Below are 24,624 nucleotides of genomic sequence, written 5' to 3'. Positions count from 1 at the left end.
TTCTAACCCGTTTTCGTAGGAGCGGCTTCCAGGGTGGTGTCTCCGCCTTCATAGCGCTCCCAGCCACGGGCCATGAGGTGCTCTTGCGGCAAAAACTTTGTTTTATATCCCATCTTGCGCGAGCCTTTCACCCAGTAGCCGAGATAGACGTGGGGAAGGCCGCGCTCCCGGGCGCGGCGAATGTGATCGAGAATCATGAAGGTGCCGAGCGACCGCTCTTCCTGCGTCGGGTCGAAGAAGGAGTAGACCATCGACAGTCCGTCGCCCATGCGGTCGGTGAGCGCCGCAGCGATCAGCGGCCCGCGTGCCTTCTCGCTGACGCCGTCGCCTTCCACCCTCAGGCGATACTCGATAATCTTGGTGTGCACATGGGTGTCCTCGACCATCATCGCATAGTCGAGCACCGACATGTCCGACATGCCGCCCTTCTGGTGGCGTCGGTCGAGGTATCGGCGGAAGAGGTTGTACTGTTCGCTCGACGGCTCGGCCGGATATTCCGCCGAGATCACGTCGTGATTGGCGGCAAGCACCCGGCGCATGGAACGGGTGGGCTTGAACTCGTTGGCGAGGATGCGCACCGAAATACAGGCGCGGCAGGTCTCGCAAGCCGGGCGATAGGCGATGTTCTGCGAGCGTCGGAAGCCGCCTTGCGTCAGGAGATCATTGAGCTCGGGCGCGCGCTCGCCCACCATGTGGGTGAAAACCTTCCGCTCCATCTCGTTCGGCAGATAAGGGCAGGCTGCCGGCGCAGTCAGATAAAATTGCGGAGACGGTGCGGTCTGTGTGTTCATCGAGTGCGGAGGTCACTCTTCGCGCTGTGGTTCATGACAGTAGCATGGCGCAAGAATGGAAAACGTCAACTCACTCGTTTGCCGCTTCCGCCTGCGCCGGCCGATATTTTAGTGGTGACCACAATAGGTGGCGGCGGTGAGGCGGAAAACACCGCCTTACGCTTTCAGCTCTATGCCTGCGCCGGTTTCAATACATGTCGCGGCGCACCGTGACGGTACCGATCAGCAGGTCGTGCAGCAGGCGGCTGCGGTCGGTGAAAAGGCCGATCAGCAGGATCAGCGGCGTCAGCAGCGCGTTGGCGATCCAGAAGATGACGAGGTGGACGATCGCCGTCAGGAAGTCCATCGGGCGTCCATCAGTTCGAGCAATCGCCAGGCCCATCAAGCGCATACCGGGAGAGGCCTGTTCGCGGCCACCGACCGTCAGGCCGAAATAGAGCATGGCGACGATTGCAAAGAGCGCCGGATAAAGCATGAAGCCGAGGCCGAGCGTCAAGATGCCGAGGAAGAAGACGACGACCGCCGCGGGGATCCAGAGGAGCGCGATGATCGCGTAATCGAGCAGAAAGGCAAAGACGCGTCGCGACAGCACGCCCTGATAGGCGCGCCAGTCATTGCTCGGCAGCCTCAGTTCTTCGTTGTGCATGGTCATCGGTCAAAAGCCTCGTTTGGTTACAGCAAGGATATGGGATGGCATTCCCTGCAAAACAAGGATCGGAGCCGGGATCAAGCGGTACGTTTCAGCGGCCTTTGGCGAGAATGCGGGCCACTTCGACCGCGAAGTAGCTGAGGATGCCGTCGCAGCCGGCGCGCTTGAAGGCGAGCAGCGTTTCGAGCATCACCTTCTCGCCATCGATCCAGCCGTTGGCCGCCGCCGCCTTCACCTGCGAATACTCGCCGGACACCTGATAGGCAAAGACCGGCAGGCCAAAGGCTTCCTTCATCCGCCAGCAGATGTCGAGATAGGGAAGGCCTGGCTTCACCATCAGCATGTCGGCGCCTTCCTCGACGTCGAGGGCTGCGTCGCGGATCGCTTCGGTGCCGTTGGCCGGGTCGATGTAATAGGTCTTCTTGTCGCCTTTCAGAAGGCCGCCGGTGCCGATCGCCTCGCGATAGGGACCGTAGAAGCCGGAGGCGAACTTCGTCGCATAGGACATGATGCCGACATTCTGGTGGCCGTGAGCGTCGAGCGCCTGGCGGATGGCGCCGATGCGTCCGTCCATCATGTCGGAGGGGGCGATGATATCGGAGCCGGCATCCGCCTGGGCGACGGCCGCCCTTGCGATCGTCTCGACCGTCTCGTCGTTGACGATCTCGCCATTGCGCAGGATGCCGTCATGGCCGTGGCTGGTGAAGGGGTCGAGCGCGACGTCGGTGATGATGCCGATCTCAGGCACGGCTTTCTTGAAGGCGCGCGTCGCCTGGTTGATCAGGTTGTCGGCGGCAAGACTGTTGGAGCCGGTATCGTCGCGCAGCGACAGGTCGATGTTGGGGAAGGTGGCGATCGCCGGGATGCCGAGATCGGCCGCTTCCTTCACCGCTTCGACCGCCTTGTCGATGCTCATGCGGTTGACGCCCGGCATCGCGTCGATCGGCTGGATGATGTTCTCGCCCGGCACGATGAAGATCGGCCAGATCAGGTCGTCGACGGTCAGGCGGTTCTCCTGCACCAGCCGGCGCGTCCAGTCGGCCTTGCGGTTGCGGCGCATGCGGCGATGGCCGGTGACCCTGTCCACAAGATTTGTCCTGTCGTTCATCGCGCCGCGCCTTTCCCGTGAAAATCGTCGATAGCCAAGCGCTTTATCATGGGCTGGCCGCCATTGGGAACCGCGCGGCCGGCGAACGGGCTGCGGCATTTCTTCTCTTTAAGAGGAGCCATGGGGGAGGGGACGGCGCGATGCCGCTGGCGGATGGCAAAGACCCGCCCTATCTTGCCGGCCATGCTTCATGATTCTGCCCATGTGCCGAAACCGTCGCTGACCGAGATCCTCTTCGGTCTGTTTCTGCGTCTGGTCTCCGCTTCATGCATCTGGTTCGCGCTGAACTACTGGGCCATGCTGATCGGGTTTTCCCATGGCGGCGCCGGACGCTTCGATCTCCTGACGCCGGAGTGGCGGGCGGCCGCAACCGCACTTGCAGTCATCTATCCGGTCGCCGCCCTCGGCCTGTGGCTGCTGGTCTCCTGGGGGCCGGTCGTCTGGGTGGTTGCGGCAGCCATCGAGATCGTGATGTACGAGTTCTATCCGGCCGGTTTCGGCGGCCGTCCGCTGCTGGTCATGCTGCATGCGGCGGTTGCCGTTACCTTTGTTCTTTTCCGCGCGGCGATCTTCTACCAGCGCTGGCGGCTCGCCAGGCAGGTAAGGGTTGATTCACCCTGAGACAGGGTCGCCAAATGGCAAGCTCTTGTTAAGGCTGCGGTTTAAGTAGAATTTTAGACGTATTCGATAGGGTCTCACTCAAGGCGGGAAGACAAACAGACACCGCCAAACAAAACAGTGAGGCAGTCAAATGAACACCAAGATGAAGCCGCAGGCAGTTCAGCCCCGAGACCCCCAGGAAGAAACCATCCGCGGTCTCTATATGGAATCCCTTCACCTCGTCGAGCGTCTGCACCGCCGCCTGCTCGACGTCATCAAGGACGAGTTCGACCGCGAAGGTCGCAGCGACGTCAACGCCGTTCAGGCCCTGTTGCTCTTCAACATCGGCAACTCGGAACTGACCGCCGGCGAACTTCGCTCCCGCGGCTACTACCTCGGCTCGAACGTCTCCTACAACGTCAAGAAGCTCGTCGATCTCGGCCTGATCAACCACCAGCGCTCCCGCGTCGACCGCCGCTCGGTCCGCATCAGCCTGACGGAAGACGGCCAGGAAATCGCCGAAACCGTTGCCAAACTCTACGAGCGCCACGTCGGCTCGATCCAGAAGGTCGGCGGCATCGGCTCGGACGAGTTCACCCAGATGAACAAGCTCTTGCAGCGCCTCGATCGCTTCTGGAACGACTCGATCATGTATCGCCTGTAATCAGGCCAAAACCTCCAGTTCAAGGGTCGGGCGCAATCCCTGCGTGTCCGACCTTTGCCATTTGCGGCACCCCGTTCTGTTGCCGAAAAGCTGCACCGCTGCGGCACGCTTTCCTCGCGTTCGCGTGATTTTTCAAACCAAAAACATTAGTAAATCAGAATGTTGCCGTTTCCGGTTCGGCTGCAACCCAGTCGCGTCCAGCGAAAAGCAAAAGGCATGCCATGTCGCCGTTCGCTCGCGCCGAGACACGAATTGGCCATATTGCTATGACAGCGACGACGGCATGCGGTAGGTGCGCCCACGTGTTTTCTTGCGTGTGGATTCGTTTCGCGTTTCGCCTGCCGGATGAGGGTCCTCACTCGCGGCATCGTGAAGACATGTGAGGGCAGGGTGGCTCGTTGGTTGACCTTTGTTAACCACGATCGTGTTAGGGCTCCGGCAACGTGCGTGTCAGCGCATAGGGCGCGTGCCGACGCATTGGGATGGTAGGATTATGTCGAAAAAGAATGGAATTGATGCATTCTCGCGCCGCGCCTTCTTGCGCTCGGCAGCGACCTTCGGCGCCGTGGCAGTCGCCGGCGCGGCAAGCGCACAGGACGCCCTGAACGAGATCATCAATTCGCCTCGCCGCGGCTCCTGGGACGACCAGTTTGACGCGAAAGGGGCATCGCGAACCGCGACGACGGTCGTTTCGAACACGCCGGTTTTCGGCCCGGAAACGATCGCCCATGTGCAGCAAGCGATCTTCGACTATCAGAACATCGTGTCCCAGGGCGGCTGGCCGTCGGTCCAGACCAGCGTCAAGCTTGAACTCGGCGTCACCGATCCGTCCGTGCAGCAGCTCCGCCAGCGCCTGATGGTTTCCGGCGACCTGCCGCGTTCGGCCGGCATCTCCTCGTCCTTCGACAGCTACGTCGAAGGCGCGGTCAAGCGCTTCCAGGCCCGCCACGGCCTGCCGGCGGACGGCGTCATCGGCGAATACACGCTGAAGGCGATCAATGTCGACGCCAACACCCGCCTCGGCCAGCTCCAGACCAACCTCGTGCGCCTGCAGTCGATGTCGGGCGACCTCGGCCGCCGCTACGTGATGGTCAACATCCCTGCGGCCTACATCGAAGCGGTCGAGAACGGCCGCGTGGCGCTGCGCCACACGGCGATCGTCGGCAAGATCGACCGCCAGTCGCCGATCCTCAACTCGAAGATTTACGAGGTCATCCTCAACCCCTACTGGACCGCGCCGCGCTCGATCATCCAGAAGGATATCATGCCGCTGATGCGTAAGGATCCGACCTATCTGGCGCGCAACTCGATCCGCCTGTTTGATGGCAGCGGCGGCGAAGTGTCGCCGGAAACCGTCGACTGGAACGCCGAGAAGGCACCGAACCTGATGTTCCGCCAGGACCCGGGCAAGATCAACGCGATGTCGTCGACGAAGATCAACTTCCACAACGAGCATCAGGTCTACATGCACGACACGCCGCAGCAGGGCCTGTTCAACAAGCTGATGCGCTTCGAATCGTCGGGCTGCGTGCGCGTACAGAACGTGCGCGATCTTTCGACCTGGCTTCTGAAGGAAACGCCCGGCTGGTCGCGCCAGCAGATCGAGGCGACCATCAAGACCGGCGTCAACACGCCGATCACGCTCGCCGAGGAAGTCCCTGTTTTCTTCACCTACATCACCGCCTGGTCCGCCAAGGACGGCGTCGTGCAGTTCCGCGACGATATCTATCAGCGCGACGGTGCCACCGAACTGGCGCTGCAGACCCCCTATGGCGTCGAGCAGTCGCCCGGCTCGGTCGACCAGGACGCCTTGCCGCAATAAGCGAATTTGCGACACGGAGTTCTTCGAGCCGCGCTTCCCTTGGGAGCGCGGCTTTTTCATGGGTTGAGCGCCGCGATATTTCGGCGCGGCAGATGGGGGAAATGACGCAAACCGCACAGCGGATATTGCTCTCGCCGTGCGAGGAAGCTAAAGAACTGCCACCCTTGAGAGGAGCCTCGCGCCGATGACTGCACAGACGAATGACGCCTTCTTCACCCGCTCTCTGGCCGACAGCGATCCGGACATCTTCGGTGCGATCGAAAAGGAGCTGGGTCGCCAGCGCCACGAGATCGAGCTGATCGCCTCCGAGAACATCGTTTCCCGCGCCGTGCTCGAAGCCCAGGGCTCGATCATGACCAACAAATATGCCGAGGGCTACCCGGGCAAGCGCTACTACGGCGGCTGCCAGTTCGTCGACATCGCCGAGGAGTTGGCGATCGAGCGCGCCAAGAAGCTCTTCGGCGTCAACTTCGCCAACGTTCAGCCGAACTCCGGTTCGCAGATGAACCAGGCCGTGTTCCTGGCGCTCCTGCAGCCGGGTGACACCTTCATGGGCCTCGACCTCAACTCGGGCGGTCACCTGACGCACGGTTCGCCGGTCAACATGTCCGGCAAGTGGTTCAACGTCGTCTCTTACGGCGTGCGTGAAGACGATCACCTGCTCGACATGGACAACGTCGCCGAGCAGGCGCGCAAGCACAAGCCGAAGCTGATCATCGCCGGCGGCACCGCTTACTCGCGCATCTGGGACTGGAAGCGCTTCCGCGAGATCGCAGACGAAGTCGGCGCCTGGCTGATGGTCGACATGGCGCACATCGCCGGTCTCGTTGCCGGTGGCCAGCATCCGTCGCCGTTCCCGCATTGCCACGTTGCAACGACGACGACGCACAAGTCGCTCCGCGGCCCGCGCGGCGGCATGATTCTGACCAACGACGAAGATATCGCCAAGAAGATCAACTCGGCCGTCTTCCCGGGTCTCCAGGGCGGTCCGCTGATGCACGTCATCGCCGCCAAGGCCGTGGCACTCGGCGAAGCGCTACAGCCGTCGTTCAAGGACTATGCGGCTCAGGTCGTCAAGAACGCCCGCACGCTCGCCGAAACGCTGAAGGCCAACGGTCTCGACATCGTATCGGGCGGCACGGACAACCACCTGATGCTCGTCGACCTGCGCAAGAAGAACGCAACCGGCAAGCGCGCGGAAGCCGCCCTTGGCCGTGCCTTCATCACCTGCAACAAGAACGGCATTCCGTTTGATCCTGAAAAGCCCTTCGTCACCTCGGGTGTCCGTCTCGGCACGCCCGCCGGCACGACCCGTGGCTTCAAGGAAGCCGAGTTCAAGGAAATCGGCGAGCGGATCGTCGAGGTTCTTGACGGCCTGAAGGTCGCCAACTCCGACGAGGGCAATGCCGCCGTCGAAGCCGGCGTTCGCGACAAGGTCATCAAGCTGACCGACCGCTTCCCGATGTACGGCTACATGTGATCGGTCGCCCATGCGCTGCCCCTATTGCGGTTCTGAAGACAGTCAGGTGAAGGATTCCCGTCCGGCAGAGGACGGGAATGCCATTCGCCGCCGCCGGATTTGTCCGGATTGCGGAGGTCGTTTCACGACCTTCGAACGGGTGCAGTTGCGTGAACTGATGATCATCAAGAAAACCGGTCGGAAGGTTCCTTTCGACCGGGACAAGCTTCTCCGGTCCTTCGAGATTGCGCTGCGCAAGCGCCCGGTCGATCGCGACCGCATCGAGCGGGCTGTTTCCGGCATCGTCCGTCGCCTCGAAAGCTCCGGCGAGACCGAGATCCCTTCGGAAGAAATCGGCCTGCAGGTGCTCGAAGCGCTGAAGAGCCTCGATGACGTGGCCTTCGTGCGCTACGCTTCGGTCTATCGCGATTTCTCCCATGCGGAGGATTTTGAGAAGGTCATCACCGAGATCAGCGCCAAGATCGCGCGCGATCCCGGCGAGTAGATTACGCTGGATAGAGCCATGACAGCGCCCAACCGTGAAGACGAGAGGTTCATGGCCGCGGCGCTGAGGCTGGCTCGCCACCATCTCGGACAGACATCCACCAATCCCTCCGTCGCCTGCCTGATCGTCAAGGACGGCGTTATCGTCGGCCGGGCCGTAACCGCGCGGAGCGGCCGCCCGCATGCCGAAACCCAGGCACTGACGGAGGCCGGTGCGAAGGCGAGGGGTGCTACGGCCTATGTGACGCTGGAGCCTTGCTCCCATCACGGCAAGACGCCGCCTTGCGCCGATGCACTTGTCGCCTCCGGCATATCCCGCGTGGTGATTTCGATCCTCGATCCGGACGTGCGGGTTGCCGGGCGTGGCGTCGTGCGCCTGCGCGATGCTGGCATCACCGTCGATATCGGTGTGCTCCCCGAGGAAGGGCATCACGCGCTTGAAGCCTACCTCATGCGCCAGGTCAGCAAGAGACCTTATGTGACTCTCAAGCTTGCGGTTTCGGCCGATGGCATGATTGGCCGCAAGGGCGAGGGGCAAGTGCGCATCACCGGTCCGATTTCGCGCGGGCAGGTACAGATGCTGCGCGCGGAGACCGACGCGATCCTGGTCGGGATCGGCACGGCTGCGGCTGACGATCCGGAACTGACCGTGCGCTTGCCGGGGCTCGAACATCGCTCGCCGTTGCGCATCGTTCTCGACCGCCGGCTCGACCTGCCGCTTTCCTCCAAACTGGTGTTAACGGCGCGGGAGGTCCCCGTCATCGTGGTCTCCAGCGACGGATCCGGCGATGCGGATGCGGACGTTGATGACGGCCGAGCAGTACGCAAGGCGGCCCTCGAGGCCGCCGGTGTCGAGGTGCTCGAAGCCGGCTCGATCGCCGACCTTCTTGCGGCACTCGCTTCCCGCGGTATCTCCTCGCTGATGGTCGAAGGCGGTGCTGTGGCTGCACGCGCCTTTCTCGATGCTGATCTGGTCGACCGTATCCAGCTCTACACCGGACCGGGGACCATTGGCGAAAACGGCATTGCATCCCCATTTGACCGTAAGTCCGTGCCGGCAGGCTTCCGGCGCGTCGCCGAGGCACGGTATGGCGGCGATCTGTTCGAGGAATACGAAAGAGAAAACTGATGTTCACAGGCATTGTTACCGATATCGGCACCGTCGACGCCGTCACCCCGCTGAAAGAAGGCATCAAGCTGCGTGTCGCCACGAGCTACGACCCGAAGACCATCGACATGGGCGCCTCGATCGCCCATTCCGGCGTGTGCTTGACGGTGACGGCTTTGCCTGAAGCCGGCAGTAACGAGCGCTGGTTCGAGGTCGAGGCCTGGGAAGAGGCGCTCCGCCTGACGACGATCGCCGGCTGGACCAAGGGAACGCGCATCAATCTCGAGCGCTCGCTGAAGATCGGCGACGAGCTCGGCGGCCACCTGGTTTCCGGCCATGTCGACGACAAGGCGGAAATTCTGTCGGTGGAAGCGGAAGGCGACGCTGTGCGCTTTCGTCTGCGGGCGCCTGAGCATCTGGCGAAATTCGTCGCGCCGAAGGGATCGGTCGCGCTCGACGGCACGTCGCTGACGGTCAACAAGGTCGCCGGCGCCGAGTTCGACGTGCTCCTGATCCGCCATTCGCTGGAGGTCACGACCTGGGGTGAGCGCAAGGCCGGCGATTTCGTCAACTTCGAGGTGGACACCATGGCGCGTTATGCGGCGCGCCTCGCCGAATTCCCGGCACCAAAGCCGGAGTAAGCCGACTTCCTCTTTTGCCGAATGCAAACCGCCCCCAATCGGGGGCGGTTCTGGTTTCGGGAGGTGTTGACACTCAACGCACGTAGAGGGTCAGGCTGCCATCGGCTGCCTGTTCGGCGCCGGCAATGTTGTTCATCTCGACATTCTGCGCCTTGAGCTTGGCTGCAAGCGGCTTGTTGCCTTCGACGGCCGCGTGCAGGGACGAAATCTGTTGCGGCGTCGCTTCGTTGATCCACATGCGCGTCTGGCTCGATTCCTTCAGCGTATCCACGTCGACGACGTTGAAATGATCGCCCTTGAAATCGCGAACGGTGTGGTCGATTTCGGCCGGCCAGTTCATGGCTGCGCTCGCAGCATAGGAGACGCCGCCGAAGGAAAGGGCGGAGAGAGCAGCGATGACGGAAAGCTTGGCTATGCGGTTCATGGTCATGCTCCTTTGTTTGCCGGCAACAAGGCGCAAGCCGACCCGTTACGGGAACGCGGAACCTTGCGGGTTTCCGGGCCGGTGAGGATCGCCCATTGCGGCGGCCAGCAGGGTTCGTTTGCGGGCGTTGTCACCCGCAAGCAAAGGCGCTGGACTGTTTCGACTGATTGGTCGGCGTTTGCTCCCTTCTTGGGGAGGGCGCGTCGTGCCAACGACTAGGAAACTGGGCCGGAATGTGGCCCTTTCCATGGCGCTGGCATCGGGAAAACAATTAAAAATTGTTCATGTTTCGGCGTGCGCGCGAGCCCTTCGGTCGCCTGTCGCAGCTGCTGCCTTCTGGTGGCGCTCGAACATGATCACGTGGTTGCCGTGATAGGTCGTCCGCCAGAATTCCTTGAAGCCGTGCTTCTCCGCGACCCGGATCGAGGCGCGGTTTCCGACGTCGATGATGCAGGTCTTGCGCAGCTTCGGAAACTGGTGGTCGGCCCACTTGAGCGCCGCACTGACGGCTTCCGTCGCCAGCCCCTTGCCGTGTGCCTTCGGTGACAATGCCCATCCGGTTTCCATCGTGCCTTCGAGCGAAGGCGTGATGGCGCGATGCACGTCGTGGAAGCCGGCCTCGCCGAGAAAACCCCCGGTCTCCCGGTCCTGGATGGCAAAGAAGCCGAAGCCGAAATAGTGCCACATGCCAACCTGGCGCAGGAACCGCGTCCAGGACTGTTCGCGCGTAAACGGCACCCCGCCGACATAGCGGATCACCTCGGCATCGCCGAACAGCGCGGAATAGGCGGGGAAATCGTCACGGCGGTAGGGGCGCAGGATGAGGCGGTCGGTCTCGATAATGGGAACGCTATGCATATTCGATCCTAAGCTGTGATGAAATCAGGCGCCGGGCTCGCCGTCCCAGTAGTCGACATCGCTTTCCGGACGGCCGGTGAAAAGGAAGCGTCTTTGGCCATCGGAACCACGCGTCCTGGCAAGGAATTTGCCGGAGTCCGGATACTCGCAGATTTCCGTGGCCGCCTTGGTCGAGATGGAAAGGTACTTGAGCGGCACCGAGCCGGTGTTGATCAGGTGGTGGGCCGTTTCCGGTCCACCCGCAGGGGCGCCCAGAATGTCGCCGGGGCCGACCGGATATCGCTCGCTGCCGAAGCGATACGTGCCTTCGCCTTCGATGATGATGAAAAGTTCTTCTTCGACGTGATGATTGTGGAACGGGCAGCCGGACTTGCCCGGCGGTACTTCACCGTAGCCGATGCCCAGATCCTTGAGGCCGAGTAGCGCGCCGAAGGCGGCGTCGCGGGATTCGAAAAAGGTGCCTTGCGTCCAGTGGTCGAGTTCTAGGTTTTTGGGATTAACGATCGGCTTTTTCGTATCGGTCACATGTTCCTCCCTCGCGTACCGTTGTCGCGGCAACGCTAATACGTTCTATCCGTGTCGCGCGTTCGTCCCGTCGTCAACCTGCGATCGCTAAAATTAGCGACGATGGTTACAGGAATACATCCTAGTGTTGCAATCCATTGGCGAAAGCATCCGGGCGCTATCGCGCGTTGGTTTAACGCCGAGCTGCGCGCTCACGTTCGTCTGCCGATCAGCGCCGTGGTGACCTCGTGAAGACACCTGGCGATCCCAACGCAAAGGGTTTTCATTTCTTCGGTCGGTGGCAGGAGATCGGGCACCATGACCGTCATCATGCCGGCAGACGAAGCCGAACGCACGCCGTTGTGGCTGTCTTCGAGAGCGAGGCAATACTGCGGCGCGATACCGAGCCGACTTGCAGCCGTCAGGAACGGGGCCGGGTGCGGCTTGCCATGATCGTAGTCGCCAAAGGCAACGACCGTCGGGAAGCGGTCGCGCAATCCGTGCCGGTCGAGATTGCGCTGGACGTCGTGATGTTGTGACGAGGTGGCAATCGCAGACGGCAGGCCCATGCCGTCAAGCAGGTCGAGGAGATTGACGACGCCAGGCTTCAGCCGCAGCGCGGTCGTCGCCATTGTCGCAAATTGCGCCGAGGCACGCTCCCAGAACTGAGCGAGGTCGAAGGCATCGCCGAAACGACCGCGAAGCAACACGCGTGTCGCCTCGGCCGAAAGTCCGATCGTATCGAGATAAAGGGAGACAGGCATGTTGTGACCGAGCGCTGCCGCTGTCTGGATCATCGCGTCGCGGTAGAGCGCTTCAGTGTCGAAGAGCAATCCGTCCATGTCGAAGACGACGCCAAGAGGTTTCATGGGCAGGACGATGTTGGTCGAACCGATTTCGGGCATACGAAAAATCCAGCTTGATATCGACGGCTTCGAACTTGGAACCAGCAACGCGGCCGCACAAGACGCACGGCACTGGCATTTTGCAGCGGCAACGGCCGCATGTTGCGGCCCTGTAAACGCGGCAAAAGGCCGTCTGCGGCGGAATTTGCTTGCCATTCGGCGCCGGGCGTGGTTTTACCGCCGCCTCAGCCGGTCGCATCCGGCGCGGAACTCTCAAAGACAGGTGATCCATGGCAGAGACCACGGCAGCCCACATCCTGATTGTGGAAGCGCGTTTCTATGACGATATGGCCGATGCATTGCTCGACGGCGCCAAGCATGCGCTGGACGCAGCCGGGGCCACCTATGATATCGTGACGGTTCCGGGTGCGCTCGAAATCCCGCCGGCGATTGCCATGGCACTCGACGGCGCCGACGAGGGCGGCACCGAATATGATGGTTTCGTGGCCCTTGGCATGGTCATTCGCGGCGAAACCTACCATTTTGACATCGTCGCGAACGAGTCTTCGCGCGCGATCATGGACCTCGCCGTCAGCGAGAGCCTTGCGATCGGCAATGGTATCCTGACGGTGGAGAACGACGACCAGGCCTGGGCGCGCGCCCGCCGGTCGGAAGGCGACAAGGGTGGCTTTGCTGCGCGTGCGGCACTGACCATGATTGAACTTAAGAAGAAATTGGGCACGGAAAAGTGACGAAAACCCCCTCGGATCAACCGCTGAAGCAGGTCAACCAGCGCGGTGCAGCACGCCTCGCTGCGGTGCAGGCGCTCTATCAGATGGACATCGGCGGCACCGGTGTCCTGGAAGTGGTTGCTGAATACGAAGCGCATCGCCTCGGACAGGATGTCGACGGCGACACCTACCTGAAGGCGGACGCCTCCTGGTTCCGGTCGATTGTCGCCGGTGTCGTGCGCGACCAGCGCAAGCTTGATCCGCTGATCGGCTCGGCCCTCCAGGACGACTGGGCTCTGTCGCGCCTCGATTCCACCGTGCGTGCCATCTTGCGCGCGGGTACATTCGAGATGCTCGAGCGCAAGGACGTGCCGGTTCCGGTGATCGTCACGGAGTATGTCGAGATCGCCAAGGCTTTCTTCTCGGATGATGAGCCCAAGCTGGTCAATGCCGTTCTCGACCGCATTGCCAAGCAGGTCCGCGGCGAACCGAGGAAGTAAGGTCGATGGTTGCGGCTGCTGCTGAGGACATGGGGAACACCCTTCGCGAAACACGCCGCAACGTTTACCTCCTGACAGCCGCACAGGCCGTTCTTGGCGTCGTCGGGCCCATCTGCTTTTCGGTCGGCGGTGTCGCCGGCTACCAGATGCTGGCGGAGGACAAGTCGCTGGCCACCGCGCCGCTCACCGCCTTTAACGTCGGCATGGCGCTCGGCGTCGTGCTGGTAGCGGTGTTGTCGCGCCTGATCGGCCGCCGCTTCGCCTTCATGAGCGGGACCGCAATCGCGGCCGCAGGGGCAGCACTCGCCGCCGTCGCGCTCTTCCGCGAGAATTTCTGGCTTTTCGCCTTCGCCCTTGCGATGCTCGGCTCGTCGAACGGCTTTACGCAGAAGCTGCGGTTCGCCGCCGCCGACGCCTCGCCGTCGTTCTACAAGCCCAAGGCAATCTCGCTGATCCTTGGCGGCGGCATCGTTTCGGCCGTTCTCGGTCCGCAGATCGTCATTTTTGCTGGCGACCTGTTCGCGCCGGTTTCCTTTGCCGGGGCTTTCGTCGTCCTGATGCCGATTTGCCTGGTTGCAGCCCTGTTTTTCGCGCCGCTGCGGCTGCCCGAGCCGGGCGCAATGGTGAGTGCCCACCACGATCAGTCTGTCCGTCCCCTCGGCGAGATTGTCCGCAGCCAACGCTTCGCCACCGGCATGATCTGCGGCATTTCCAGCTACGCGCTGATGACCTTCATGATGACCGGGGCGCCGGTCGCCATGGTGATCGGCTGCGGCTTCTCGACCGAACTCGCCACGCTCGGCATCCAGTGGCACGTGCTGGCGATGTTCGCGCCAAGCTTCGTCACCGGCATGCTCATCAGCCGCTTTGGCGCCGAGCGCATCGTCGGCTGCGGCCTCCTTCTGCTGATGGCCTGCGCCGCGGTCGCGCATATGGGTATCGAGCTCTGGAACTTCTGGGGCGCGCTCGTATTGCTCGGCCTTGGCTGGAATTTCGGCTTCATCGGCTCGACGGCGATCGTTGCCAGCAGCTATCGCCCGCAGGAGGCCGACAAGGTTCAGGCCTTCCACGACATCATCCTGTTCACCACGGTGGCACTGTCGTCGTTTGCCTCGGGCAAGGTGCTCACGGCCTATGGCTGGGACATGCTGAACGCGGTCGTATGGCCGGTAACGATCGTCTGCCTTATCCTCCTGCTGCTTCTGAAGCGGGCGCCGCGCAAGGCCGCCGCCTAACGCTCCATTCCCCTGAAATCTAAAGCGAACGAGGCGCCGCCAGTGGCGTTTCTCGGGGCTTGACGATCTCCTGTTGCAACCGCACTCTGGCCGCGCCGTGAGGGGTGCTGCTTGAGGAGGTGGTGCGTGATTCGCGGTTTTGAGGGGCCTGCGGCCGGGAGTGAGTCCGCGGGTTGTAACGGAGGGTAATGCGAAATGACCATTTTATTGGGCGTTATCGCATGCGGGTTGCTCGCGGTGGCTTATGCCATCTGGGCAACACAGTCGGTGCTTGCCGCCGACCAGGGGAACGCCCGCATGCAAGAAATCGCAGGCTACATTCGTGAAGGGGCGCAGGCCTATCTCACGCGTCAATACAAGACCATTGCCATTGTCGGCGTCGTCGTATTCATCGCCGCTTGGGTTCTTCTTTCTCCCGCCGCCGCTTTCGGCTTTCTGATCGGTGCGATCCTTTCGGGTGCCGCGGGTTTCATCGGCATGCATGTTTCGGTCCGGGCAAACGTCCGCACTGCCCAGGCGGCGTCCGTGAGCCTCGCCTCCGGCCTCGATATCGCATTCAAATCCGGCGCGATCACCGGCCTTCTTGTGGCCGGCCTCGCGCTCCTTGGCGTCTCGGTCTACTACGTCGTCCTCACGGCCGGCCTGGGGCATGAGCCCGCCTCGCGCGAAGTCATCGACGCACTGGTGTCGCTCGGCTTCGGCGCATCGCTGATTTCGATCTTCGCCCGTCTCGGCGGTGGCATCTTTACAAAGGGTGCCGACGTCGGCGGCGACCTCGTCGGCAAGGTCGAAGCCGGCATTCCCGAGGATGATCCGCGCAACCCGGCAACCATCGCCGACAACGTCGGCGACAATGTCGGCGACTGCGCCGGCATGGCAGCCGACCTGTTCGAGACCTATGCGGTCTCGGTCGTGGCGACCATGGTCCTGGCGGCGATCTTCTTTGCCGGCACGCCTGTGCTTGCGACCGTCATGGTCTATCCGCTCGCCATCTGCGCGGCTTGCATCATCACCTCGATCGTCGGCACCTTCTTCGTGAAGCTCGGGTCCAACAACTCGATCATGGGTGCGCTCTACAGGGGCCTGATCGTGACCGGTGTCCTGTCGATCCTCGGTCTCGGCGCCGCCACGTCCTTCACCATCGGCTGGGGCACGATCGGCACCGTCGCCGGCAAGGAGATCACCGGCTGGAATCTGTTCCTCTGCGGTATTCTCGGCCTGATCGTAACGGCCCTGATCGTGGTGATCACGGAATACTATACCGGCACCAACAAGCGGCCGGTCAACTCGATCGCCCAGGCGTCGGTGACCGGTCACGGCACCAACGTGATCCAGGGCCTGGCCGTCTCGCTGGAATCGACGGCTTTGCCGGCGATCGTCATCGTCGGCGGCATCATCGCGACCTACCAGCTTGCCGGCCTCTTCGGCACAGGAATCGCCGTCACCGCCATGCTTGGCCTTGCCGGCATGATCGTGGCGCTCGACGCCTTCGGTCCGGTCACCGACAATGCCGGCGGCATCGCGGAAATGTCGCATCTGCCGCCGGAAGTGCGCAAGTCCACCGACGCGCTCGACGCTGTCGGCAACACCACCAAGGCCGTCACCAAGGGCTACGCGATCGGCTCGGCCGGTCTCGGTGCGCTGGTGCTCTTCGCCGCCTACTCGAACGACCTCAGCTACTTTGCCGCCAACGGCGACAAGTATCCGTATTTCGCCGATGTCGGGCAGATCTCCTTCGATCTCTCCAACCCTTACGTGGTCGCAGGGCTGATCTTCGGCGGTCTCATTCCCTACCTCTTCGGCGGTATCGCGATGACTGCGGTCGGCCGTGCGGCCGGGTCGATCGTCGAGGAGGTTCGCCGCCAGTTCCGCGAGAAGCCCGGCATCATGCAGGGGACCGAACGGCCGGATTATGGCCGCGCCGTCGACCTTCTGACAAAAGCGGCGATCCGCGAAATGGTCATTCCTTCGCTGCTCCCGGTGCTGGCGCCGATTGTCGTCTATTTCGGCGTGCTGCTGCTCTCGGGCTCGAAGGCTTCGGCTTTCGCGGCTCTCGGTGCCTCTCTGCTCGGTGTCATCGTCAACGGCCTCTTCGTGGCGATCTCGATGACCTCGGGCGGCGGTGCCTGGGACAACGCCAAGAAGAGCTTCGAGGACGGGTTTGTCGACAAGAACGGCGAACGCCATCTGAAGGGCTCCGACGCCCACAAGGCGTCGGTAACCGGCGACACCGTCGGCGACCCCTATAAGGACACGGCCGGGCCGGCCGTGAACCCGGCGATCAAGATCACCAACATCGTGGCGCTCTTGCTTCTGGCCGTCCTCGCCTGATCGCATCGATGCGCAAACAAAAGGCCCGCGGAACATCGTTCCGCGGGCCTTTTGTTTGGAATGGGAGGCTTTAGTTGCCGAAGTCCTTGAACAGGCTGCGCGCCGCGGCCTGACCGGCGCCGGGGCCTGTCAGCAGCTGGCCGAGGAAGCTCGTTTCCTTGCCACCTGTCGGCGTCGTGCGTGTCAGCATGTCGAAGACCTTGCCGTCCTTCAGCGTATAGTGAGCCAGCTGGCTGACGGTGCCTTCCTTGTCGAAATAGACGGCCAGGATCGATTGGTCGATCAGCTTGGGCTTCATGAAGGCGACAGGGCGCTTGCGCGTCTGCGAGATGTAGTAGAACACTTCGTTGTCGAAGGTCGCGGTCGTCGACGGCGTGCCGAGCGAGAGCAGCACCTGCTCGCGGCTGGAACCGACCGGAACGAGGTTTAGCGTTTCCTGATCAACCACATAGCCCTGATGGAGAACTTCACCGACATTGGCGGACTGGCAGGCGGAAAGGGTAAGACCGGCGATGGTGGCTACGACCGCCACGCGGCCGAGGGTCTTAAAGTTTTTTCTCAAATACCGCTTCGTCAACGACAGCTCCCCTTGGAGAAACGATGGCAGATCCGCCATTGCAATTCGTGCCTGCTTCGGTAAACCAGCTTCGGCTGTCATGCAACAACGTCATGGGCGCTTGCGCGCATTTCGAGAAAGCCAAGCCCGAGCTTTGTGATGATTTTTGGACTGTTTAAAAGAAAAAGTGGCAACACCGCGATTGTCGAGCGGCAATATGCATTGCTGACGGCGGCGGCACGCCAGCCCTACCTTTACACCGACCTCGATGTTCCGGACACGGTCATGGGCCGGTTCGAGATGCTATCGGCGACGCTGATCCTCTATTTCCGCCGCACACGTGCTTCGGCAAGGCCTGGCCAGGAAATCGCCCAGGAGATCATCGATGCCTTCTTCGAGGATGTGGATCACTCGATCCGCGAGCTCGGTGTCGGCGATGCCGGCGTGCCGAAGAAGATGAAGAAGTTGGCCGGCATGTATTACGGTCGACTCGAATCCTATGCGGCGGCGCTGGAAGCAAGGGACGTCGAGGCCTTGGCGGCAGCGCTCAGGCGCAACTTCCACCCTGATGGCGGCGACGCGGCGCCTTCGATGGTTGCGCTCGCTGGCTATCTGCTGGCGGTTGAGGCCCAGCTCGTCGATGTCGCGGAAGACGCCGTCGAAATCGGCCAGTTGCACATTCCGCCGGCTGGGGCGTAATAGAAAACAAGAGCGTCGCCACCGGCAGCCGGTTGGCGGCTGCGTTCGCGATGGGTGCCAGGTAGCCCGCGCGAGGAAGGATCCAATCATGAAAGACGAAAGTCAGGCGGCCTTTTCTTATCCGGTGAAAGTAGGGCACATTTCGGCGAACGCGGTCAGCGTGCATCTCTCCGCCAACGAGCGCGAGCGCAAGGCGCTTGCCGCGCTTTGGAACATTAACGAGGTTCTGTCGCTCGAAGCCGACCTGCAGATCGCGCGCTGGAAGAAGGATGGCGTGAAGATCAAGGGCGACGTCAGGGCCCGCGTCGTGCAGAGCTGTGTCGTCACTCTTGAGCCGGTCGAAGCCGATATCGACGAACCGGTCGAAGCGATCTTCGTGCCCGAGGGCTCGCGGCTTGCCCGCCAGGCGAGCAATGACGGTGGCGAGATGATTCTCGACCCTGACGGCCCCGATATTCCCGATACCTTTATCGGCGACACCATCGACGCCGGCGTCGTCGTCAGCGAGCAGGTTGCACTCGCGATCGAGCCTTATCCCCGTAAGCCCGGCGTGACGTTCGGCGAGCGCATCGAGAGCACATCTGCCGATGACAAGAAGCCGAACCCCTTTGCGGTCCTGAAGGACTGGAAAAAGGACTGAGGTCGCGAAAGCGTCATCTACAATTCGGTTGTCACGCAAAGGAAAAGCAGTATTTTGGCCCCAAACCGGCCAGAAGAGCCGCTAAAGCGATCTGCCGCGTGCTTGGCTCAAGCGTCAGAAGCAATATGTTTCGTCAATGCGTTTCCGTTGAGTACGCCGCGGCGGCACGTGTTGTGTGGCAGAAATGAAGGATAAGACACGCGTGGTCAGAATTTCACTTGACGTGATGGGGGGCGACTATGGTCCTGAAGTCGTCATCCCCGGCGCCGCAAGGGCGCTTGAACGTCATCCGGACATCAAGTTCGTTTTGTTCGGCATCGAAGCGCAGTGCGCGGGCCTCCTTGAAAAACATCCGAAGCTGAAGGCCAACAGCACCTTTTACGACTGCGAGATTGCAGTCGCCATGGACGAGAAGCCGAGCCAGGCGCTTCGCCGCGGCCGCGGCAAGTCGAGCATGTGGAAAGCGATCGACGCGATCAATGCCGGCGAGGCAGATGTCGTCGTTTCCGCCGGCAATACCGGCGCGCTGATGGCCATGTCGGTCTTCTGTCTGCGCACCATGCAGGGAATTCAACGGCCGGCGATCGCCGCCATCTGGCCGACGCTGAAAGGCGAGAGCATCGTGCTTGATGTCGGCGCGACGATCGGCGCGGACGCGCAGCAATTGATGGATTTCGCGCTGATGGGCGGCGCCATGGCACGGGCGCTGTTCGAGATCGGGCGGCCGATGGTCGGGCTGCTGAATGTCGGCGTCGAGGAAATCAAGGGACAGGAAGAGGTCAAGGAAGCCGGCCGCCTGATCCGTGAAGCCAACATCGACGGCTTCGACTATTACGGCTTCGTCGAGGGTGACGACATCGGTCGCGGGACCGTCGACGTCGTCGTCACGGAAGGTTTTTCCGGCAACATCGCGCTGAAGGCCGCCGAAGGCACCGCGCGCCAGATCGCCGAATATCTGCGCGCGGCGATGTCGCGCACGCTTCTTGCCAAGATCGGCTACATCCTGGCCAAGGGCGCATTCGACCGCCTGCGGGAGAAGATGGACCCGAGGAAGGTCAATGGCGGCGTGTTCCTCGGCCTCAATGGCGTCGTGATCAAGAGCCATGGTGGTGCAGATGCCGAGGGTTTTGCAGCCGCGATCGATGTCGGCTACGACATGGTGAAGAATGGCCTGAAGTCGAAGATCGAGCTCGATCTGGCGAAGTACCATGGCGGCGAACCGCCCAAGGCCCTTTCCGCCGGCATGAATGATGAGGTTTGAATAGATGATCCGTTCCGTCGTTCGCGGTTTCGGCGCAGCTTTGCCGAAGCGCGTGGTCACCAATCAGGAGCTGGAATCCAAGGTCGATACGTCCGATGAGTGGATCGTGCAGCGCACCGGCATCCGGCAGCGCTATATCGCCGGCGAGGGCGAAACCACAGCTTCGCTCGGCGAAGGTGCCGCGCGTGCTGCGCTCGCCAATGCTGGGCTTACCCCTGATGATATCGACCTGATCATCCTGGCGACCTCCACTCCCGACAACACGTTTCCGGCAACAGCTGTCAACATCCAGGACCGCCTCGGTATGCGCCATGGCGCGGCCTTCGACATGCAGGCGGTCTGCTCGGGCTTCGTCTACGCGGTTACCACGGCGGATGCCTATATCCGCGGTGGGCTTGCTAAGCGCGTGCTGGTGATCGGCTCGGAGACCTTCTCGCGTATCCTCGACTGGAACGACCGCACGACCTGCGTGCTCTTCGGTGACGGCGCCGGCGCCATCATCCTGGAAGCCCAGGAAGGCGAGGGCACCATTGCCGACCGGGGCGTGCTGACGGCGAAGCTTCGCTCCGACGGCGCACATCGCGACAAGCTCTATGTTGATGGCGGCCCTTCGACCACTGGGACGGTCGGCCATCTGAAGATGGAAGGCCGCGAAGTCTTCAAGCACGCGGTCGGCATGATCACCGATGTGATCGAGGCTGCCTTCGAGGCGACCGGGACGACGGCCGAAGATCTGGATTGGCTGGTGCCGCACCAGGCCAACCGGCGCATCATCGACGGCTCCGCCAAGAAGCTCGGCATCCCTCTCGATAAGGTTGTGGTCACGGTCGATCTCCATGGCAACACCTCCGCAGCCTCCATTCCGCTGGCGTTGAATGCGGCGGCGGGCGACGGCCGGATCAAGAAGGGCGACCTCGTCCTGCTCGAGGCCATGGGCGGCGGCTTCACCTGGGGCTCCGTGCTTCTCCGCTGGTAAAGAAATTGCTTAAGCAACAGACGCTTGACCGCAAAAGGCAAGGGCAATAGTCTTCGGACGCTGATCGGCGTACCAGACGTTGGTGGGGGAAGATGAGCGGAAAAACAGTAACACGGGCGGACTTGGCTGAGTCGGTTTTTCGCAAGGTGGGTCTGTCGAGGACAGAGTCTGCCGAATTGGTGGAAACCGTCATTGACGAAATATGCAACGCAATCGTGCGTGGCGAGAGTGTGAAGCTGTCCTCTTTCGCGACCTTCCAGGTCCGCGACAAGAACGAACGCATCGGGCGAAACCCGAAAACCGGCGAGGAAGTGCCGATTTCGCCCCGGCGCGTGATGACCTTCAAGGCGTCGAATGTCTTGAAGCAGCGCGTCCTGAAGGCGCATCTGGGCCGCAGGGCCAAGCAGAAACCGGTATCTCCCGTTTCGTGAACGCCTGACGACAGCCACAAATGTGGTTGAAAACCCATCCATAAGCCGTTGAAATGGAGCCGATTCGTGCCATCATTGGCGCGGTATCGGCTTCACTACGGCTTTCGAGCCTGAGTCGCACGGCATGGATTGGGAACGATATGGAAAAGAGCCCGGACGCTTTTCGCACCATCAGCGAGGTCGCTGACGATCTCGATCTGCCGCAGCATGTCCTGCGTTTCTGGGAAACCCGCTTCCAGCAAATCAAGCCGATGAAGCGCGGCGGCGGCCGGCGGTACTACCGGCCGGAGGATGTCGACCTTCTGAAGGGTATCCGGCATCTGCTCTATGATCACGGCTATACGATCAAGGGCGTGCAGAAGCTCCTGAAGACCAACGGCAACAAGTTCGTCGCGGCGATTGCAAGCGGCGATCTCGCGACCGTCGAGGCGCTGGCAGCCTCCAGCAACGAGGAGCCGGCACCGCCGAAGGCTGGTCTTTCCGAGGAGGATCAGATCGTCGGCCGTGCCAAGGCGCCGGCGAGCCGCCGCTTCTTCTCCTTCGGCGGCAGCAGCGACGACGTGCCGGAGATCTCGCTCGGAAAATCCTCGTCCGTTGGCAAGGAAGATCGCGCCCTGCTTCAGGAGGCGCTCTACGACCTCCTGGAATGCAAGCGGCTTCTCGACCAGGTGCGCTGAGAAAGCCATTTCAGGCGATTATCAAGACCGGTTCCGCACGGCCGAACGTCTGCCGAATGCGGTTGCCTCCACAGACACCTTTTACACGATTGCCAAGATGGTGCCGTCGGCGGGGTGCCCGCCGACGGGGGCATATGCGCGTCCGTCCGCAGGGCGCCCGCGCGACTATTCCAGCAAGGATTGAAAGGCGTCAGTAGGAGATCCGGAAGCCGCCGGGGCTCGCCGCGGAGACGTCGGGCTCCGGGTAGGGGCCGGTCCACTGCGCATAGGTCGTGTTGGTCGAACCGGAGGTCGCACAGCCGGAGAGCGTGAGAAGCGCAAGCGCGGTGAGGGCCATAAGGGACTTAAGAGGCATGGTTTTCTCCTAGAAGGGGAGACGCTCCAGGCCTCAAGGGCCAGTATCAAACTGTCCCTCAAATCATCCATGATGGCAAGCTCACGTTGCGTTAGGCAGCAAGTTTCGAGCGACGGGATCTCGTTTTGGTGAAGGTTCGGTAGACGGACGGGCGGTCGGTGATTTCCTCGTCAAGCAGCATCGGAACTTGCAGACACCCAGTGTCGCGCGAATGGCGGGAGCTTTCTATGTCCGCAGTCGCATCACAGGTGCGACGCCATGCTGTGAGTTTGCGGAAGTCCGTCGGACTTTCAGTTCCCAAGCATACTTTTCCACGCCGTTTGTTCCTTTTTCGATCCAGGCCGCATTTTCCCGCTTGCGCTCTAAGCGTTGGTTATATAGGGGTTTCCTCGGTTCGGAGCGTAGCGCAGCCCGGTAGCGCACTTGACTGGGGGTCAAGGGGTCGTGGGTTCGAATCCCGCCGCTCCGACCATTTTCTCCTTTATTTTCAATGATCTTGGCCCGCTACCGCCAATCGGCGAGAGGCGAGAACCGGAACATATCGCGCTCAAAACGCGGGTTCGGGAACGCATAGTCCCGAAAAAGTCCCGAAGCTTTCTCCCGGATCGTTCTGTTTTCGTACCCAGGAACGGCCGATTCGCGTTTGCTAAAATTCCTGTAGGATTCAACAACTGGCGGTCACCTTGGAGCTCGGCCTAGTCTGCGAGCCGAAAGGAGATCGACATGGATGATGATCTGAGCCTAACGGAGATGGATGACAAAGACCTCCGCGAGCTATGCGTCACCGCGGTTTTTTGGTGCGCCGAGGCCAGTTGGCTAGCAGGAAACAACGACGCGATCTGGTTTGAACTCGCCGACGAAGTTCATCGCCGCGGGTGGACCGATACGCGCATATCGTTTGAGCAATACCCGCTCAACTGAGCACTGCACCGGGGCGATGCCGACTCGCTCGCCCGATCACTTCGCCTTTCTTTGCGCCTTCCTCTTCTTCGAAAGCGATTCGAGAGCCCCCGCGACTTCCTCGTCGAGCACGTGCGCATAGCGTGTCGTCGTCTTGATATCGCGGTGGCTGAGTGCCTTTTGTACCGTCTTCAGGTTCCCGGTCTGGCGCAAAAGCTTGGTCGCCAGGTCATGGCGGAAATCATGGAATCGGAAATCTTCGACGCCGGCCTTGCCGCGGATCCGCTTCCATTGGGTCTTCAACCCGCTATAGGTGATCGGATACCGGTCGCCCTTCTTCCGCTCTTCCCCATCTCCCTTGTACGAAGCGTCAGCAGCCCGAGGGCGTGCCGCCTGATACGTGAACACGAACTCGTGATGATGCCCGCGCAAGGGGAGCAGGATCTCCCGAACCTCGCTCGTGATCGCGGTTCGAACCGGCCGATCGTTCTTCCCCGGCTTCGTGATCCATCCCGTCTGCCAGTCCACCTCGGACCACTTCAGGATGCACTCTTGCAGGCGCAAACCTGTGGCGCGCACGAAATCGAAAATCGGCTGATAGTCACTCCTGGTTGCGAGATAGAGGGACGAGCTTTCCGTCTGCTTCAGTTCGCGGACGCGCTCGACCGGTTCCTTGAGCCAATGGTCGCGCCAGTTCGGCTCGAGCGGGAAGTCGTAGCGCCAGGTGCGCTTCGCCCTGGTGAAAATCTTCTTGATGACGAGCGTGGTCGACCGGTTCACGGTCGCGGCCGACACGAGCCGCATCGGCTCGCCGTCCTTTGTCTCTGCCTTTCCCCATGCCGTCTGGGCCCTGCGCCACTGGACGAGCTTGGCGATATCGTCGTCGCCGATCGCCGACATGAGCTTCGCCGCGCCGAAGTAGTCGACGAGGCGGTTAATGTCGGTCCATGTCGTTTCGCTGTTGGCGTGGTGCTGGCCGATCTCGGTCCAGTATCGTGCGGTGGCTATGCCAAGGGTGAGGGGGCCAGCGCCGTTGGCGTGCTTGGCGGCCTTCGCAGCCGCCTTGGCCTTATCCTTCTCTACCTTCTCGCGGGCTTCTGCTTCGCGTCGGTTCGCTGTTTCCGTAGAGCCATAATATCGTACACCTGCGACCTGGAAGTCGAAGTGGTAGTACGGGGTGTTCTTTGGCTTGTAGACGGACACTCGCGTGTTCTCCGGCTTTTTATGAATTCGTTGATGTCGTCCATGGTGAAGCCGAGGCGCGGTTTCGACCTGCCGGCGCCGAGCGGCACATAGGCTATATCGCCAGCCTTCACAAATTCGCGCAAGGTCCGGGTGGAAACGTTGAGGAGTTC

At 61.8% G+C, this 24,624-nt stretch carries 29 protein-coding genes and 1 tRNA gene; 19 read left to right on the top strand and 11 right to left on the bottom strand.

What is annotated here, in order from left to right; genetic code table 11:
- Nucleotides 1-2: 2 nt before the first annotated feature.
- The 4 genes from IB262_RS05560 to IB262_RS05545 all read right to left on the bottom strand — a co-directional run bounded on the left by IB262_RS05560 (nt 3) and on the right by IB262_RS05545 (nt 2,733).
- A complete protein-coding gene (locus IB262_RS05560; RefSeq protein ID WP_034803779.1) occupies nt 3-791 on the bottom strand; it encodes an arginyltransferase in 789 nt (262 codons plus the stop codon).
- Between the two features lie 187 nt (nt 792-978).
- Nucleotides 979-1,443: an RDD family protein gene (locus IB262_RS05555; RefSeq protein ID WP_034803777.1), complete on the bottom strand. Its 465-nt coding sequence runs from the start codon at nt 1,441-1,443 to the stop codon at nt 979-981.
- An 88-nt stretch (nt 1,444-1,531) separates the two neighbouring features.
- Entirely contained in the window at nt 1,532-2,548 is a 1,017-nt protein-coding gene (hemB, locus tag IB262_RS05550) for a porphobilinogen synthase (protein WP_090294563.1), read from the bottom strand.
- Entirely contained in the window at nt 2,545-2,733 is a 189-nt protein-coding gene (locus IB262_RS05545; protein WP_060522162.1) for a hypothetical protein, read from the bottom strand. The genes hemB and IB262_RS05545 overlap by 4 nt, the downstream gene beginning before the upstream one ends.
- On the opposite strand from IB262_RS05545, the gene IB262_RS05540 reads away from it, so the two are divergent.
- The 7 genes from IB262_RS05540 (at nt 2,732) to IB262_RS05510 (ending at nt 9,346) form a co-directional block, all read left to right on the top strand.
- Nucleotides 2,732-3,169 carry a DUF6163 family protein gene (locus tag IB262_RS05540; RefSeq protein ID WP_112975700.1) on the top strand — a complete coding sequence of 146 codons (438 nt, stop codon included), beginning with the start codon at nt 2,732-2,734 and terminating at the stop codon, nt 3,167-3,169. The genes IB262_RS05545 and IB262_RS05540 overlap by 2 nt on opposite strands.
- 130 nt (nt 3,170-3,299) lie before the next feature.
- Entirely contained in the window at nt 3,300-3,812 is a 513-nt protein-coding gene (locus IB262_RS05535; protein ID WP_034803764.1) for a MarR family winged helix-turn-helix transcriptional regulator, read from the top strand.
- Between the two features lie 493 nt (nt 3,813-4,305).
- Nucleotides 4,306-5,634 carry a murein L,D-transpeptidase gene (locus IB262_RS05530; protein ID WP_034803761.1) on the top strand — a complete coding sequence of 443 codons (1,329 nt, stop codon included), beginning with the start codon at nt 4,306-4,308 and terminating at the stop codon, nt 5,632-5,634.
- A 184-nt stretch (nt 5,635-5,818) separates the two neighbouring features.
- Complete coding sequence (glyA, locus tag IB262_RS05525; RefSeq protein ID WP_034803759.1) at nt 5,819-7,114, top strand: serine hydroxymethyltransferase; 1,296 nt, start codon at nt 5,819-5,821, stop codon at nt 7,112-7,114.
- 10 nt (nt 7,115-7,124) lie between these two features.
- Nucleotides 7,125-7,598 carry a transcriptional regulator NrdR gene (nrdR, locus tag IB262_RS05520; RefSeq protein WP_034803756.1) on the top strand — a complete coding sequence of 158 codons (474 nt, stop codon included), beginning with the start codon at nt 7,125-7,127 and terminating at the stop codon, nt 7,596-7,598.
- Nucleotides 7,599-7,616: 18 nt separating this feature from the next.
- Nucleotides 7,617-8,726, top strand: coding sequence for a bifunctional diaminohydroxyphosphoribosylaminopyrimidine deaminase/5-amino-6-(5-phosphoribosylamino)uracil reductase RibD (ribD, locus tag IB262_RS05515; RefSeq protein ID WP_112975699.1), 1,110 nt, complete (start codon nt 7,617-7,619; stop codon nt 8,724-8,726).
- Nucleotides 8,726-9,346, top strand: coding sequence for a riboflavin synthase (locus IB262_RS05510; RefSeq protein ID WP_060522164.1), 621 nt, complete (start codon nt 8,726-8,728; stop codon nt 9,344-9,346). The genes ribD and IB262_RS05510 overlap by 1 nt, the downstream gene beginning before the upstream one ends.
- A gap of 73 nt (nt 9,347-9,419) precedes the next feature.
- Here IB262_RS05510 and IB262_RS05505 read toward each other — a convergent pair whose 3' ends face one another.
- From IB262_RS05505 to IB262_RS05490, 4 genes are all read right to left on the bottom strand, one after another.
- Nucleotides 9,420-9,770, bottom strand: a complete 351-nt coding sequence (locus IB262_RS05505; RefSeq protein WP_034803749.1) for a hypothetical protein — start codon at nt 9,768-9,770, stop codon at nt 9,420-9,422.
- 282 nt (nt 9,771-10,052) lie between these two features.
- Nucleotides 10,053-10,628 carry a GNAT family N-acetyltransferase gene (locus IB262_RS05500; protein ID WP_051659660.1) on the bottom strand — a complete coding sequence of 192 codons (576 nt, stop codon included), beginning with the start codon at nt 10,626-10,628 and terminating at the stop codon, nt 10,053-10,055.
- Between the two features lie 24 nt (nt 10,629-10,652).
- Nucleotides 10,653-11,153 (bottom strand): cupin domain-containing protein, encoded by a 501-nt coding sequence (locus tag IB262_RS05495; protein ID WP_034803747.1) that lies wholly within the window; start codon nt 11,151-11,153, stop codon nt 10,653-10,655.
- A 191-nt stretch (nt 11,154-11,344) separates the two neighbouring features.
- Nucleotides 11,345-12,037 carry an HAD family phosphatase gene (locus IB262_RS05490; protein WP_192356868.1) on the bottom strand — a complete coding sequence of 231 codons (693 nt, stop codon included), beginning with the start codon at nt 12,035-12,037 and terminating at the stop codon, nt 11,345-11,347.
- A gap of 230 nt (nt 12,038-12,267) precedes the next feature.
- Between IB262_RS05490 and ribH the strand changes: the two genes are divergently transcribed.
- The 4 genes from ribH to IB262_RS05470 all read left to right on the top strand — a co-directional run bounded on the left by ribH (nt 12,268) and on the right by IB262_RS05470 (nt 16,774).
- Nucleotides 12,268-12,729 (top strand): 6,7-dimethyl-8-ribityllumazine synthase, encoded by a 462-nt coding sequence (gene ribH, locus IB262_RS05485; protein WP_034803742.1) that lies wholly within the window; start codon nt 12,268-12,270, stop codon nt 12,727-12,729.
- Nucleotides 12,726-13,208 carry a transcription antitermination factor NusB gene (gene nusB, locus IB262_RS05480; RefSeq protein WP_034803740.1) on the top strand — a complete coding sequence of 161 codons (483 nt, stop codon included), beginning with the start codon at nt 12,726-12,728 and terminating at the stop codon, nt 13,206-13,208. Before ribH ends, nusB begins: the two co-directional genes overlap by 4 nt.
- Nucleotides 13,209-13,237: 29 nt before the next feature.
- Complete coding sequence (locus IB262_RS05475) at nt 13,238-14,443, top strand: MFS transporter (RefSeq protein WP_089044053.1); 1,206 nt, start codon at nt 13,238-13,240, stop codon at nt 14,441-14,443.
- Between the two features lie 195 nt (nt 14,444-14,638).
- Nucleotides 14,639-16,774, top strand: a complete 2,136-nt coding sequence (locus IB262_RS05470; RefSeq protein WP_060522169.1) for a sodium-translocating pyrophosphatase — start codon at nt 14,639-14,641, stop codon at nt 16,772-16,774.
- A gap of 70 nt (nt 16,775-16,844) precedes the next feature.
- Here the strand turns inward: IB262_RS05470 and IB262_RS05465 are convergent, their stop codons facing one another.
- Nucleotides 16,845-17,351, bottom strand: coding sequence for an outer membrane protein assembly factor BamE (locus IB262_RS05465; RefSeq protein WP_112975757.1), 507 nt, complete (start codon nt 17,349-17,351; stop codon nt 16,845-16,847).
- Nucleotides 17,352-17,489: 138 nt separating this feature from the next.
- Between IB262_RS05465 and IB262_RS05460 the strand changes: the two genes are divergently transcribed.
- From IB262_RS05460 to IB262_RS05435, 6 genes are all read left to right on the top strand, one after another.
- A complete protein-coding gene (locus tag IB262_RS05460) occupies nt 17,490-18,029 on the top strand; it encodes a ubiquinol-cytochrome C chaperone family protein (protein ID WP_034803730.1) in 540 nt (179 codons plus the stop codon).
- 88 nt (nt 18,030-18,117) lie between these two features.
- Nucleotides 18,118-18,669: a DUF177 domain-containing protein gene (locus IB262_RS05455; RefSeq protein WP_034803727.1), complete on the top strand. Its 552-nt coding sequence runs from the start codon at nt 18,118-18,120 to the stop codon at nt 18,667-18,669.
- Nucleotides 18,670-18,871: 202 nt separating this feature from the next.
- Complete coding sequence (gene plsX / locus IB262_RS05450) at nt 18,872-19,930, top strand: phosphate acyltransferase PlsX (RefSeq protein WP_192493470.1); 1,059 nt, start codon at nt 18,872-18,874, stop codon at nt 19,928-19,930.
- A gap of 4 nt (nt 19,931-19,934) precedes the next feature.
- Nucleotides 19,935-20,906, top strand: a complete 972-nt coding sequence (locus IB262_RS05445) for a beta-ketoacyl-ACP synthase III (protein WP_034803724.1) — start codon at nt 19,935-19,937, stop codon at nt 20,904-20,906.
- Nucleotides 20,907-20,998: 92 nt separating this feature from the next.
- The gene (locus IB262_RS05440; protein ID WP_034803721.1) at nt 20,999-21,337 is read left to right on the top strand and encodes an integration host factor subunit alpha; all 339 of its coding nucleotides are present in this window, start codon (nt 20,999-21,001) and stop codon (nt 21,335-21,337) included.
- 140 nt (nt 21,338-21,477) lie between these two features.
- Nucleotides 21,478-22,014: a MerR family transcriptional regulator gene (locus IB262_RS05435; RefSeq protein ID WP_034803717.1), complete on the top strand. Its 537-nt coding sequence runs from the start codon at nt 21,478-21,480 to the stop codon at nt 22,012-22,014.
- 190 nt (nt 22,015-22,204) lie between these two features.
- Here IB262_RS05435 and IB262_RS05430 read toward each other — a convergent pair whose 3' ends face one another.
- A complete protein-coding gene (locus IB262_RS05430) occupies nt 22,205-22,369 on the bottom strand; it encodes a hypothetical protein (RefSeq protein WP_089043959.1) in 165 nt (54 codons plus the stop codon).
- A 395-nt stretch (nt 22,370-22,764) separates the two neighbouring features.
- Here IB262_RS05430 and IB262_RS05425 point away from each other — a divergent pair.
- Both IB262_RS05425 and IB262_RS05420 read left to right on the top strand, forming a co-directional pair.
- Nucleotides 22,765-22,841 (top strand) — tRNA-Pro (locus tag IB262_RS05425).
- A 251-nt stretch (nt 22,842-23,092) separates the two neighbouring features.
- Nucleotides 23,093-23,290 carry a hypothetical protein gene (locus tag IB262_RS05420; RefSeq protein ID WP_192493469.1) on the top strand — a complete coding sequence of 66 codons (198 nt, stop codon included), beginning with the start codon at nt 23,093-23,095 and terminating at the stop codon, nt 23,288-23,290.
- 36 nt (nt 23,291-23,326) lie between these two features.
- Here IB262_RS05420 and IB262_RS05415 read toward each other — a convergent pair whose 3' ends face one another.
- Nucleotides 23,327-24,472: a site-specific integrase gene (locus IB262_RS05415; RefSeq protein WP_192493468.1), complete on the bottom strand. Its 1,146-nt coding sequence runs from the start codon at nt 24,470-24,472 to the stop codon at nt 23,327-23,329.
- Nucleotides 24,473-24,624 lie beyond the last annotated feature (152 nt).

This window comes from Ensifer sp. ENS02 (assembly GCF_014851885.1).
In the GTDB taxonomy this organism is placed as follows: domain Bacteria; phylum Pseudomonadota; class Alphaproteobacteria; order Rhizobiales; family Rhizobiaceae; genus Ensifer; species Ensifer adhaerens.
Note: the sequence above shows the minus strand (reverse complement) of the source record. Positions and strands in the feature narration are given on the sequence as shown.

Coding starts and splice junctions, on each gene's coding strand:
- IB262_RS05560 (WP_034803779.1), bottom strand. CDS start 791: ATGAACACACAGACCGCACCGTCTCCGCAATTTTATCTGACTGCGCCG.
- IB262_RS05555 (WP_034803777.1), bottom strand. CDS start 1,443: ATGACCATGCACAACGAAGAACTGAGGCTGCCGAGCAATGACTGGCGC.
- hemB (WP_090294563.1), bottom strand. CDS start 2,548: ATGAACGACAGGACAAATCTTGTGGACAGGGTCACCGGCCATCGCCGC.
- IB262_RS05540 (WP_112975700.1), top strand. CDS start 2,732: ATGCTTCATGATTCTGCCCATGTGCCGAAACCGTCGCTGACCGAGATC.
- IB262_RS05545 (WP_060522162.1), bottom strand. CDS start 2,733: ATGGCCGGCAAGATAGGGCGGGTCTTTGCCATCCGCCAGCGGCATCGC.
- IB262_RS05535 (WP_034803764.1), top strand. CDS start 3,300: ATGAACACCAAGATGAAGCCGCAGGCAGTTCAGCCCCGAGACCCCCAG.
- IB262_RS05530 (WP_034803761.1), top strand. CDS start 4,306: ATGTCGAAAAAGAATGGAATTGATGCATTCTCGCGCCGCGCCTTCTTG.
- glyA (WP_034803759.1), top strand. CDS start 5,819: ATGACTGCACAGACGAATGACGCCTTCTTCACCCGCTCTCTGGCCGAC.
- nrdR (WP_034803756.1), top strand. CDS start 7,125: ATGCGCTGCCCCTATTGCGGTTCTGAAGACAGTCAGGTGAAGGATTCC.
- ribD (WP_112975699.1), top strand. CDS start 7,617: ATGACAGCGCCCAACCGTGAAGACGAGAGGTTCATGGCCGCGGCGCTG.
- IB262_RS05510 (WP_060522164.1), top strand. CDS start 8,726: ATGTTCACAGGCATTGTTACCGATATCGGCACCGTCGACGCCGTCACC.
- IB262_RS05505 (WP_034803749.1), bottom strand. CDS start 9,770: ATGAACCGCATAGCCAAGCTTTCCGTCATCGCTGCTCTCTCCGCCCTT.
- IB262_RS05500 (WP_051659660.1), bottom strand. CDS start 10,628: ATGCATAGCGTTCCCATTATCGAGACCGACCGCCTCATCCTGCGCCCC.
- IB262_RS05490 (WP_192356868.1), bottom strand. CDS start 12,037: ATGCCCGAAATCGGTTCGACCAACATCGTCCTGCCCATGAAACCTCTT.
- ribH (WP_034803742.1), top strand. CDS start 12,268: ATGGCAGAGACCACGGCAGCCCACATCCTGATTGTGGAAGCGCGTTTC.
- IB262_RS05475 (WP_089044053.1), top strand. CDS start 13,238: ATGGGGAACACCCTTCGCGAAACACGCCGCAACGTTTACCTCCTGACA.
- IB262_RS05470 (WP_060522169.1), top strand. CDS start 14,639: ATGACCATTTTATTGGGCGTTATCGCATGCGGGTTGCTCGCGGTGGCT.
- IB262_RS05460 (WP_034803730.1), top strand. CDS start 17,490: ATGATTTTTGGACTGTTTAAAAGAAAAAGTGGCAACACCGCGATTGTC.
- IB262_RS05455 (WP_034803727.1), top strand. CDS start 18,118: ATGAAAGACGAAAGTCAGGCGGCCTTTTCTTATCCGGTGAAAGTAGGG.
- IB262_RS05445 (WP_034803724.1), top strand. CDS start 19,935: ATGATCCGTTCCGTCGTTCGCGGTTTCGGCGCAGCTTTGCCGAAGCGC.
- IB262_RS05440 (WP_034803721.1), top strand. CDS start 20,999: ATGAGCGGAAAAACAGTAACACGGGCGGACTTGGCTGAGTCGGTTTTT.
- IB262_RS05435 (WP_034803717.1), top strand. CDS start 21,478: ATGGAAAAGAGCCCGGACGCTTTTCGCACCATCAGCGAGGTCGCTGAC.
- IB262_RS05430 (WP_089043959.1), bottom strand. CDS start 22,369: ATGCCTCTTAAGTCCCTTATGGCCCTCACCGCGCTTGCGCTTCTCACG.
- IB262_RS05420 (WP_192493469.1), top strand. CDS start 23,093: ATGGATGATGATCTGAGCCTAACGGAGATGGATGACAAAGACCTCCGC.